The sequence below is a fragment of the Flammeovirga aprica JL-4 genome, assembly GCF_012844305.1.
GTDB classification, from domain to species: Bacteria; Bacteroidota; Bacteroidia; order Cytophagales; family Flammeovirgaceae; genus Flammeovirga; species Flammeovirga aprica.
The window spans coordinates 82,458-95,683 of the sequence record NZ_JABANE010000022.1 but is presented as its reverse complement, the minus strand read 5'-3'; the positions used below and the strand labels follow the sequence as shown (position 1 = coordinate 95,683).

At 36.9% G+C, this 13,226-nt stretch carries 4 protein-coding genes; 2 read left to right on the top strand and 2 right to left on the bottom strand.

Annotated elements, in window-relative coordinates:
* Nucleotides 1-272: 272 nt before the first annotated feature.
* Nucleotides 273-6,731, bottom strand: coding sequence for an NPCBM/NEW2 domain-containing protein (locus HHU12_RS10320; RefSeq protein ID WP_169656662.1), 6,459 nt, complete (start codon nucleotides 6,729-6,731; stop codon nucleotides 273-275).
* A gap of 614 nt (nucleotides 6,732-7,345) precedes the next feature.
* Between HHU12_RS10320 and HHU12_RS10315 the strand changes: the two genes are divergently transcribed.
* Nucleotides 7,346-7,915 (top strand): helix-turn-helix domain-containing protein, encoded by a 570-nt coding sequence (locus HHU12_RS10315; RefSeq protein ID WP_169656661.1) that lies wholly within the window; start codon nucleotides 7,346-7,348, stop codon nucleotides 7,913-7,915.
* Between the two features lie 231 nt (nucleotides 7,916-8,146).
* Here HHU12_RS10315 and HHU12_RS10310 read toward each other — a convergent pair whose 3' ends face one another.
* Nucleotides 8,147-11,485, bottom strand: coding sequence for a two-component regulator propeller domain-containing protein (locus HHU12_RS10310; protein ID WP_169656660.1), 3,339 nt, complete (start codon nucleotides 11,483-11,485; stop codon nucleotides 8,147-8,149).
* 544 nt (nucleotides 11,486-12,029) lie between these two features.
* Between HHU12_RS10310 and HHU12_RS10305 the strand changes: the two genes are divergently transcribed.
* Nucleotides 12,030-13,079, top strand: coding sequence for a transglutaminase domain-containing protein (locus HHU12_RS10305; protein WP_169656659.1), 1,050 nt, complete (start codon nucleotides 12,030-12,032; stop codon nucleotides 13,077-13,079).
* Nucleotides 13,080-13,226 lie beyond the last annotated feature (147 nt).

The window sequence follows — 13,226 nt, the reverse complement described above, 5'->3', positions numbered from 1 at the left end:
AAAGAAAATGCTAGAGATATTATGCATAAAAGTTACACTCAAATATTAACGAAAACTTAGTTTACAATGTACTTAGCATCAATTAGATTTACATTTGTAAATCTAGGACTTTACATACAATAGAAAGAGGGATGAATTAAAATATATTTTTTTACCACCCTTCTTTTTTTAATTACCTCTCCTCTTTTTATATGAAAAAAAGAGGCATCATACTATGATACCCCTTTTCTATGGAATTTGTATACAAGCTATACAATGTATTTTATAACAAATTATTCAATAAATAATTTCTTTGTTAATACCCCTTTGTCACTTACTAATGTTACGATTAGTATTCCGTGAGGCAGGTTGCTTACTTCAGTGCCCAATCCATCTAAAGATTGTTTATGGATCAGTTGACCGTTTGTGTTGATCAGTTGAAGTGTACTACCTTTTAGTACTTCTTCTGATTTCACAACCAAGGTATTATTAAATGCATAGATATTTACCTTTGATGCAAAGTCATCTACTGCTGTTGGCTCCGACTTCGTTACTGTGATAGAATAAGTAACCTTTGTAACGCCATCTTGTGCTGTCACTACAATTTCTACTACATCACCAAAGTTCTCTGCCTGCTTGATTTCAACAGTTGCATTTTCATCAGAAAGAGTCGCTGTGATTACAGGAACCTCTGCAGTTGTTATGACATAAATCAATTGATCTATAGAGAACCCTTCTAACTGTGTATCGTCTACTGAAATTCCGTTTAATGTCGCTACTGTTGATGGGGCTTCCCAAACATAATTCACTGTGTAAGTCGATGTCGTTACACCATCTTGAGCGGTTACTACTACTTTCGCTGCTCCTTCGATTGAAGCATCTGTAATTTCAATTGATGCATTTGAATCTGTCGCTTCTGCTGTTACTACTGGTGAACCTGTTGTACCGTATGGATAAGTAATCGTATAAGTTGTCTCTTCGGATGAGAAACCTGATACTTCTTCTCCATCTACTTTTAAGGTTGATAATGTCGCCACTGTTGATGGGGCTTCCCAAACATAATTTACTGTGTAGGTCGATGTCGTTGTACCATCTTGAGCGGTTACTACTACTTTCGTTGCTCCTTCAATTGATGTATTTGTAATTTCAATTGATGCATTTGAATCTGTCGCTTCTGCTGTTACTACTGGTGAACCTGTTGTACCGTATGGATAAGTAATCGTATAAGTTGTCTCTTCTGATGAGAAACCTGATACTTCTTCTCCATCTACCATTAAAGTTGATAAAGTAGCCACTGTTGAAGCATCTCCCCAAACATAATTTACAGTATAAGTCGATGTCGTTGTACCATCTTGAGCAGTTACTACTACTTTTGCAGCTCCTTCAATTGAAGCATTTGTAATTTCAATTGATGCATTTGAATCTGTCGCTTCTGCTGTTACTACTGGTGAACCTGTTGTACCGTATGGATAAGTAATCGTATAAGTTGTCTCTTCTGATGAAAAACCTGACACTTCTACTCCATCTACTTTCAATGTTGATAATGTAGTCACTGTTGAAGCATCTCCCCAAACATAATTCACTGTGTAGATCGATGTCGTTGTACCATCTTGAGCGGTTACTACTACAGTCGCAGCTCCTTCAATTGAAGCGTCTGTAATTTCAATTGATGCATTTGAATCTGTCGCTTCTGCTGTTACTACTGGTAAACCTTTTGTACCATATGGATAAGTAATCGTATAAGTTGTCTCTTCTGATGAAAAACCTGATACTTCTTCTCCATCTACTTTCAAGGTTGATAATGTTGCCACTGTTGATGGGGCTTCCCAAACATAATTCACTGTGTAAGTCGATGTCGTTGTACCATCTTGAGCAGTTACTACTACTTTCGCCGCTCCTTCAATTGAAGCATTTGTAATTTCAATTGATGCATTTGAATCTGTCGCTTCTGCTGTAACTACCGGTGAACCTGTTGTAGCGTATGGGTAAGTAATCGTATAAGTTGTCTCTTCTGATGAGAAACCTGATACTTCTTCTCCATCTACTTTTAAGGTTGATAAAGTAGTCACTGTTGATGGGGCAACCCAATTATAATTAACAGTATAGGTCTTGCTCGTTTTACCATCTTCAGCTAACACATCCACTTTTGCTACACCTGGCATTGTTGTCGCTTGGGTGTATTCTAATGTTGCTAATTCGTTCGTTGTTGTTGCAGACAAGTTAGGAATATCAGTAGAACCATAAGGTAAAAGCACTGTATATTCTGTGGTTGCAGGATCAAAATCTGTAAGACTTGTATTGTCTACTAAGAGATCTGATAATGATGCATCCGTTGAGAAATTCACCCAATTAATCGCATACGTTTCTGTTACATTTCCATCCGCTGATGTTACAGTAATCACTGTAGGTGTTGCCACTTCTACAGAAGGGTTGATAGAAAGTACCGCATCCTTATTGTTGGCCAACGCAGTGACTTTAGGGAAGTCTACTCCTTCAGCTACTTTATAAGTAAATTCCTTCTGCTCTACTTTTCCTTTTCCTAAATATTCATCCCCTACTTTCAAGTAGTAAAGAGAAACATCATCAGGTTTTGTGATATGAAGAGGTGTTGTTTCAAATGCAGTATTCGCTACAAAGTAAGCATCTACCCAATTGGCATGGTCACCTGCATTGCTTCCATCAGATTCATCAATAATCAGTGTCAATTTGCTATGCTCAGAAACATCTAATTGTAAGCGTTCTGGAACATGTGTTGTAGATTTGATTTCTCCTGTATTATATACTTCTTCTCCATCTAATAGAATGATCATTTTCAAACGACCTGAATTGGATGTAGATGCAGCAGGAAGTACTGAGAATGTTTCATAACCTTCTTTGATACTGTAAGTAATTGCTGATGGGGCATGTACACCAATACCTTTTTCGTAGGTAACATCATCAATCACAAAAGCCCCTCCGTCAAAGTCAGTACCGTTATTAATTCTGCTGGCGAAAGTATTTGCTTCAAGAACAGTTTCTGCTGTCAAGAAAACTTTTGTGCCTTCCACAAAATTAATCGTATATGTAGTTTCAGAAGTTCCATCTTCAGACACCACTTTTACCTCTGCTTTACCCGGCACTTGCTGTGCTTGTGTGATTTCTAATAATGACACATCTGCATTCGATGCGTGTGCTGCAACCTGAGGTAATGCTGGGTTTCCTGCTGGAACCGAAACCGTATATGCTGTCACTTCTGGATTAAAACCAGCAACTTCTATTCCGTCTACTTTCAAAGACGAAAGTGTTGAGAATGCTGGGTTAGTAAAGAATACTTTATAGGTTTCCGTTGAAGATGCATCTGAAGAAGTTACTTTAATCAATGCAGGGTTATAGATATTAGCGGCTTGTTCTACTTCTACTGTGGCTTGCTTATTATTAGTTTTAGCCTTCACTTGAGGCACTTCAACTCCAACTAGTTTTTTATAGGTAAATTCTGTTACCCCAACTTCTACACCTGATAGATACTCATCATCAATCATAACTGAATACAATGAAACATCCTCAGGTATAGTAATATGAGGTGGTGTTGTTTCAAATGCTGCATCAGCTGTAAAGTGGGCATCTACCCAAGCGGCATGATCTCCTCCTAGGTTTCCATCAGAATCTACTACTATAAGTCTCAAAATGTTAGCATCTGCCACATCTATCACCACTCGCTCTAGTGATTGATTATTTTTATTGATTTCACCACTATTATATACTTCCTGATCATCCAACTGAATACTCAATGTCACTCTTCCTGAATTGGTAGACGCTGGCACAACAGAAAATGTAGCATACCCTTCCTTGATTGTATAAGTGACATTTGAGTAAGCATGTAAACCAATACCTCTCTCAAACTGATTATCTCCACCAAAATCAAAAGCATTACCATTAAAATCTGTATCATTCTTTATGGTACTGGCATAAGTGTCCATTTCAAATGCTGTTTCGGCAGTTAAATAAATTTTACGACCTCCAAATAGATTAACAGTGTACATTTGTTCATTTGTACCATCTTCAGAAACTACTTTCACAGTGGCTTTACCAGGGAAAGCTGTTGCTTGTGTGATTTCAAAAACAGAAGATTGCTCATTGGCTAAAACAGCAGAAAGCTGTGGAATTAAAGCTGTTTCTTCTGGAAGATAAACCGTATATTCTGTCACTTTTGGATCGAATCCCGGAACCTCTTCTCCATCAATTTGAAGTGTTGATAATGAAGCCACAGAAACACTTGATAATACTACTCTGTAAGTTTCAGTCTTACTGCCATCTTCAGAAGTGACCGTAATGACAGCGGCCTCTCCAAATTCATTGGCCTGCGTAACTTCAACCGTCGCATTTTTATTATTTGCTTTGGCTAAAACTGTAGGCACTTCACTGCCAGAACTTGATTTATGTGTATAACTTTTCACATCTTCAGCAACACCTTCAAGGTATTTACTTCCCACCTGAATAGTATAAAGTGAGACATCTTGAGGATCAGTAATGTGTGGCGTTTCTATATCTACTCTATCATTTACAATAAAGAATGCATCTAACCAATTGGCATGATCTCCACCAATACCATTCTCTCCATCCCCTACGAACAAAGTCAATTTACTCGCGTTTCTCACGTCCAATTCTACTCTACTTGGTGACTGAGCACTCGATCTTATTTGGCCCGATGCATATACTTCCTCATCATCCAAGAGGATTTTCATTTCTATGATTCCATTGTTTGTTTCAGATGCTGCCGGGATTACATAAAACTTCTCATATCCTTCTTTGATAGTATATGTAATTGTTGATACAGCATGAACACCTAAACCTCTTTCATAAACCTCACCTCCTAAAGTTAAAGATTCAGCAGGTGAACCATCTGTATAAGTATCAGCAACAGGTAAATCATCTCTGATTCTCCAATAAGAATCTGATTCAAAAATATTGGCTGAAGTTAAATACAATCGCTTACCTTGAATTTCGTATGACTTTAATAACTCATCAATATTCTTTGCTTCCCATGAGAAATGAGAGAAAATCACTTTAGTCATATCTTCTCCATCTTGAGGGATAATTTGAATTTTAGTAGCATTAGACCAATCGCCTAATGAAGTAGTTCCGTCATTTCTGCTGATTACATTGTTCGCTTCAATAAATGTCTGTTGCCAATCATTTGAAGTGGTAATGGCTAAATCGTATTCAAATTCATTATTAACTACCACTTTTAAATTCTGTGCTTGCGTACAGTAAAATAAGAAATGGAAATCTGCATCTGCAGGGGCTTGATATTTTGGATCTGTAAAGCTTTCATTGACCATTCCACTATTGTCAATAGGTCTGATGGCTGGTAAGTTACCTACACCTTCAATATAAGCAGAATTGGTCCATGCATTTTCAACCTCATCTGAAGGTTCATCAGTAGCAATTGCATGATCTCCCAACTGAATAGGAATTGCGGCTTCAAAATCACCTGAAATAACAATATTTCCTTCATACTCAATATTTGCGAAGCCAAAAACATAATCGTTTACATCAAATACAGGCAAAGAAGCTACCCACTCATCACCTACTCTGATAGCTTCTGTATCTCTCCAGCTTCTTGTATAACTCACTGGATTCTTTACTGAATAGTAAATCTTTACAGCTTCAATTTTATCTACGTTTGTAGGCGTGATTGTATACTCAGGTACACCTTCACCGTCTAATTCAATCTTTGACACAGGTCTTTCAGGCCAGAAATGAGCACTTCCTAATACATGATTTTCTAACCAGATTTTAGCATCATCACCAAGCTGTTCCGTATTATGATGGCCTCTTGCCTGCAATGCAAAATCCCAAGGCACATCATTCTGGAAACCGTCAAACATTTTTTCACTTCTCTCATGCCCGCCATGATGATCATTGGTACCGCTTAACCATAAAGCCGCCGCCTTGATGTAAGGTGCGTGCGCTTGAGGAGCGATACTCTCAAGGTATAATTCTTCTCCTGCAGTTTTATCAGGCTCTACATAAGGATTATTGTATAACCAAACGCTTTTCGTTCTATAATATTCAAGGTACCCAATACCGAAGTAAGCAACAAAAGCTTTGATTCTTTCATCCATCCCTAAGTTCCACATCAAAGTACCGCCGTAAGAATAACCTTTCGCACCCACTTTAGCAGGATCTACCGCCGGCTGATTCAATAAGTGGCTTAATGCTACTCTCTGAATCGCGTACCATAAATAATCATCTGTTTGCGTAGGGTCAGTAAGCAAATCACCATTTGGCAACTTACTCTTTATTCTGTATCCCCCTTCATTTGTATCAATGATTCCATATTTCAATTCCTCAGGATACTCTGTATAATTGGCTCTAGTTCCTGTTTTTCCACAGTAGTCATGTGCCAAAACAGCCCAGCCATCGTTCACATAATCCATATCAACGCTAGGTTGCCCCATCCAGCCATGAACATCAAGAAGTGCCGGTGCAGTTCCTGAATTACGCAATGCATCTTTTACAGCATACTTCGTAAATACTCTGAACTCGTGACCGAGCAATGAAACATGAATGTAAGATTCTTTGTAGTAGATTTCATTCTCTACTTTTTCAGAAATAATATCCTCTTTTATCTCTCCAGTTACCGCATCTTTTACCAAGCTAGCGTCAGGGTCAAAACCTGCCCAGAGTTGATCGGGAGTTTGTTGTGCCCATACTGTACTCCCAATGCAGAAAGTCAGCAGGAAAAAAAGTAATTGTTTCAGATTATTCATTTCACTTGTGTGTATAAATGTTTAAATAAGTTGAAGAGTTCCATCCGTAAAAAGTGTTCATAAAAATTTACGGCCACTGTATATCAGGTCATACCACCCTATCTAAAAAGTACTTTTGGACTGTAAAGACTCTCAACTGTTTTTCATTTCAACTACTACAATATTTCAAATAATATCTGTGATTGTATTACCCCTCGATTTTCTTTTGTTTGCCTTAATCTTGCAGGATAGATTTACGATACTTTATTTTTTTAATGAAGAATTAAGAAGGAAGAATGAAGAAAAATGGTGCGTAATGTGATGTTATGAGTGGTTTTTATAGTGGTGCGGCGGGCATTGAAATATAATGTCACTACAACGGTATCCATCTTAAAGGACATCCTACCAAAAATTGAAAGTAGAACCTTTGTAGAGTTGCATTGCTTTGTATCTCATAAACCATAATAGGTTCGTTTTACTTTCATTTCAAATTGCTCTTTGCTGATAAGTATTGTTAGTTTTGAGCAAGGTTTTTTTGAGGGAAAAACTAAAGTAAATTATTTGATTCTAAATACGTTTATCTTACTTTTAGAAAGTGCTAACGATTTAATTAAACTGACTATTCAAAAAACCTCATGAAAAACCTTCAACTCTATCATAGAAAAGTATTACAAGCACTGATCGAAGACAAGCGGTTTTCTGTTGCGGAAATTGCTGAAGGTTTGGAAGTGTCACCTTCTACCATCTATCGCGAACTCAAACGCAATACAAATCCTGTCACTCAAAAATATGATGCGGAGTATGCACATAAACTTTACCTTGCAAGAAAAAAGCTAGCAGGTTCCAAAAAGAAGAATCCATTTATACATCATCCTTTCAGAAAAAATAATTACGAACTTTACGTCGAAAGAAAATACATTTATTGGTATTCTGATCAGTACTATGATATGAAAATTCCTAATAGATGGAAAATGGAAAACCTTGTACCAAAACATTATGCTTACCGTATCGGTAAAAAATATTATCATCACAAAGATGACTGGGAATACTACGACCTTTGGATGGAACATTTCCAACTGCTCAAAAATCAGCAACCACAGTCCGGTCCAAAGTATTATTGGATGCGTGAGTTGATCAAGGAAAATACAAAATTTACGCTTTGGAAGAACCCTGTAACAGTGGTCGCACAGAAGAGGTGCGTCTAATCCTATCGATTTTCACAAAAAAAACCTTCATTCCTCTCATTTTCACCTGCCCTCTATCTACTTTTCACAAATGATTCCCTTCTTTGGGATTTTTTTATGTTCAAAAATTCTCAACTCCAACCAAAGTGCAATGATTGCTTATGCTAGAAAAGGAATTTGCATTTGCTCACGAATTGGTTTTAAAAAATTATTTTTTGATATGAAGGAATTCAATTTTCACTTTCAATCCAACTACAGTTCTAATCCAATCACTGTAATATCATCTCTCTGATCTTCCTCTCCTTGATGACGTTCTAAAAGATGTTCCAGTTGTTCCTGCTGTTTTTGCATATGAAATTTAGAAGTTCCTGAAAGAATACCTTCAAATAGTTTTTTACCGATTTTCTTTCTCAAATGATTATTCTGATCAATGTAACCATCCGTTGACAGGTAAATTCTATCTCCTTCTTTTAATTGAATGGAATGAGAAGTGAATTTCTTTTGTTTTTTCTTTCTGCTTCTGCCTCCAATAGAGATAATATCACCTTTCATTGAAGTGAGTGCATCTTCATCTTTTTGATAAAAATAAACAGTACTTTTCGCTCCTGTAAATCTTACATCAAACTTTCCTTCTTCTCCTGCTGTAATTTTTAAAAGTGACAGATCCATACCGTCATCAATGTCTGTGTTCTCCTGTTGCAGATAATCTATGATGGAGGTGTTCAGCATGGTCAGGATCTTCGCTGTGTCGTGTTCTTTGTATTCTTTGATGATTTTGTTGAGGATAGAAATACCCAACATCGACATAAAACCACCCGGTACGCCATGACCTGTACAATCCACTGAAGCAATAAAAGTGGTTTGATCTTCAGTGATTGTCATCCAGTAAAAATCGCCTGAGACAATATCTTTTGGCTTGAAAATAATGAAATGATCAGCAAATGCTCTTTTCAGTTTTTCAGCACTAGGAAGCAAAGCAAACTGCATCGTTTTCGCATAACGGATACTGTCTGTCATGTTCTTATTCTTCCGCTTCATGTCTTTATTGATCGAGTTCACCTGATCAATCAGCAAGGACACTTCCTCATTTTTGGCATTCAGCTCATCATTTCTTTGTGAAATCAAATCGTTGGTTTCCGATAAATAATCTCTTTGCTGTTGCAACTCCTCGGCTTGTTGCTGCAATTCCTCCGACTGCTGCAACAGTTCTTCTGATTTCTCATAAATCTCTTTCGTTCTCTCCGTCACACTTCTTTCAAGCGCCATTTGCCTCAATCTGAAACGTCTTATTCTCCAACGGTAAATAAGGAAAAGAACCACAAAGAAAGTCAGTGCAAACAACAACTGCACTTCAAGTCTTTCATAAAAAATCGGACGCTTATTGAGCTTCAACTCAACAGGCTTTTTCAACCATACATTATCCTGATTCCCTGCCGAAATAATAAACGTGTATTCTTTTGGAGGAAGGTTGGTGTAAATGGCTTTCTGATTTTCTTCTGCATAAATCCAGTCTTCATCAAAACCTTCCAGTTTATATTTATAGGTAATTCCTTCGGGGTGCAGTAAACTGATTCCCTCATAAGCAATTTCCAATCGTGTATTCCCTTCAGCCACTTCCACTATACCATTGTGATGATCTACGGTTTCGCCGTTCACTTCCACTTTACGAATGATCACCGTAGGAGGAATTTTATCTGTCTTAATGTTATTGGTGTTTGTAATACTCACCCCTTCATAAGTCTGAAACCAGATTTCTCCATTTTCCCTTGCCAAAGCACGACCGTTAGCCATCACACTTTTAGACTTCATACCGTCTTTAGTGCTGTAAAGTTTCAGCTTCGCTTTATCCAGCATTCCCTTGTACACCTGATTCAGTTCATCGATTTTCAGTGTGTAAACACCCACATTACAACTCACCCAGAACAGGTTGTTTTCTTCATCTTCTATAATGTTGAAAGCAGAAGTAATATCGCCTTCAATTTTTCTATGGTAGCTAAATACCTTATTGTTTTCATACCTGAAAATACCATTGTTTGTACCGTACCAAATCACCCCTTTGTGGTCTTCTATTACTTTGAAAGTCAATTCAGAACTAAGCTGATTTTCCTTCATAAAATCATGGAACTTTCCATTATAATAAGTGGTAATTCCTGCTTTTGTACAAATCCATAATTTTCTATGGCTGTCTTCGAACATGGATAGAATAAAATCACTTCCCAATCCATCTTCAGTAGTAAAAGCCTTAAAGTGACCATCTTTCTGCAGTATGTTCAGACCATTGACCGTACCTACCCATATATTTCCAAACGAGTCTTCAAAAGCAAAGCGGGCGTAATCATTAGACAGTCCATCTCTTTTTGTAAAGTGTTTTACTTTTCTATGCTGATCTATTTTTGTCAGTCCCTTTTTAGAAGCAATCCAAATGTTCTTTTTAGTATCCGTAAATACATCTTTTACATTTTGGGATTTCAAGTGACTGTTGTACCAGAATGGAGTAAAAGCACCGTTTTTATACACCGTAACACCTCCGTTGGTGGCTAATAAAATTTCTTCTTTTGACGTTCCTTTTGAGATAGAATAAACAAACTTTCCTGTGATTCCTTCTTCTACACTAAAAGTAGCAAACTGTCCCAAATTGAGTCTGTAGGCCCCATGCTGATAAGTTCCCACCCAGTAATTTCCTTCATGATCCTCGAAAATACTGCATACTATATGCCTTCCGATTTCTTTGTTAGTAGAGAAAGTACTGATAGAATGATTAAAATACCTCACCAAACCATTGTCAGTACCCATCCATATCGCTCCTTTTGAATCCTCAAATAAAGTATTAATGTTTTTAGAAGAAAGTTGTGCTATACCTTCAAAGCCACTTAATTTATATTCCTTATCCAATTTTTTCAGATAACCGTTTCCTCCAATCCAAAGCACTCCTTTCTGATCCACAACAAGTGCATTGATATTTTTGATCTTTGTATTGGAATACGCTACTTTCTTTTGATCAACTGCATACTTATAAAGTCCTTTATCCTTTGAAGCGATCCATAAATAACCTGATGGATCTATGATTAAATCAGCAATAGAAGCTTGCTTTAAAGCGGTTGGAATATTATCCGTAAAAAACTTCTTTTTTTTCACATCATAAAAGCACAACCCTTCAGGTGTTCCCACCCACAAATTTCCATTGCGGTCTTCTACGATGTCCTTGATTTCATTATAAACCAGTCCGTCTTTTTCTGTAAAAGTTTCCCATTTATGATTGCTGTACTTTACGAGCCCCGCCTGTGTACCAAACCACCTCGCGTCTTTAGTTTCCAGCATATTGATGAAAGTATGTGTACTCAGCCCGTCCGTATTTCCTTGATTGATCACATACATCGACTTTCCATTGTACCTGACAAGTCCGTTGTACGTGCTTAACCATAAATGTTTATCAGCTGTCTGATAAACATGAAGCACCCCGTTTGTTGGCAGGCCATCTTCGGTGGTCAAAGCCTCAAAGCTATATTGAGAAAGTTCTCTTTCTTCCTCAGCAAAAAGTAAATTACCAAGCAGTAGTAATAAGATTACAAGTATAGGTCTAGCTGTTACCATTGTTTGTTTAGTCGATTCAGATAAGTCAACAGGCTATTTTTATTCTTCATACAGAGACTGCATCAGAATAATATTCCTGCTTTCGATATGGAAGTATGCACCTAAATGTGTGAAAGTTTGTTAGAAGAAAAAAAGACATAAATAAACATTAACAAATCATTTAAACAACAACGGGTTTCTTGTAACAATCCGTTAATACTGCCAAGAGAGTCCTTTTAGTACCAGTGGGTTTCTGAATAAAATTACACCACAAAACAAACGCTATATTTGAGTGCTCAATTTATTTTTTGCGTAGTATACAAACTAAAAACCACACTTAAAGCTCAAATCATTACTGGAACAGTTCTTTCATAACACTATATAAATTCAATAAGTACTAAATCATACTTTTTATTATGAATGCAACTTTATCAAAAGAACGTGGAAAGTTAAGAGTTATAAGAGTTAAGGTGTCAAATTTCCATAATACGAACCACTTTTCTTAGCTCTTACTTCTTCACTCTTACCTGTAAGTAGTTTTCTCAACCTAACTTGTTACTGGATCATGAAACCAAATTTTCTCTTTTTATTCTTCTTCCTGATTGTAATGAATAGCAATGGAATCATTGCATCGCCGTCAATTGATTTATACCATTATGACTTTCAAAAAATTGATGCTGAGGTCAGGAGCAAAAAAATACACAACTACCGTTCTGTAAAGGCAATAGCTGAAAACGTAGTAAACGTCTATCAACATCCACATGAAAGAGTGAGAGCCGCTTGGATTTGGGTGACTGACAATATCAATTATGATGTCGGCATTTTCAACCTACCGAATTATACAGCAGAAACACAACCTCATTTGGTTTTGCTATCTAGAAAAACCGTATGTGCTGGCTATAGTCAATTGCTAAAAGCCATCCTTGATATCACCGACCCTAATATCTGTCAAGTGGTCACAGGGTTTGGCAAAACGAGTGTTAGAGATGTTGAAAAACATGCGTGGAATATAGTGAACCTTTATGGATACAGTTATCTCTTAGATGCCACTTGGGGAGCGGGATTCACTTACAACAAGACTATTTCATTTACTAGAGGGAAAACGAAAATAGAGAAAGCATTTAAGAAATCGTATTCTGAGTTTTGGTTCCTAACCCCTCCATCTTACTTCGCAGTATCACACTATACTCCCACTGCATGGCAACAGCTTTTGGTCACTCCCATCTCATTCGCTCTTTTTAAAGAAACACCTTATGTCTACCCCAATTATTTCATCAATGAAATCAGTATTGACCAACAAGAACTAGATTATGATCCTGTGATTATTCACGACGACATCAAAGTGCTCGCCCCTATCAACCTAAAATCAGAATGGCTGTTTTTCCACCCATTTTTCACACAAGGAGCAGTTTTAAAACCTCAAAGAAACCAAACCTCAAGAGTGCATTTTTACTCCAAAAATTATTATGATAAAATCAAAGTAAATGATGTCTACGTCAAACCTGTCATCTCCAAAAGAAAAGTTGGTTATGATTATTATATCCCTTGTAACTTCAAGAAAAGTGAAGAGGTGACTTTACAGGATTCGTGGTCTTTTATGGTGGAAGTGCAGTAAGTTTTTTGAGTTAAGAGTTAAGGTGGTTCTTGTTATGGTTCTTGAAGAGGTTGTTCTCAAATTCTATAACTATAATACAAACCACTTTTCTTAGTTCATCATTCTTAACTCTTAACTCAACATGGTGCAATAAACTCTCTCAAAAAA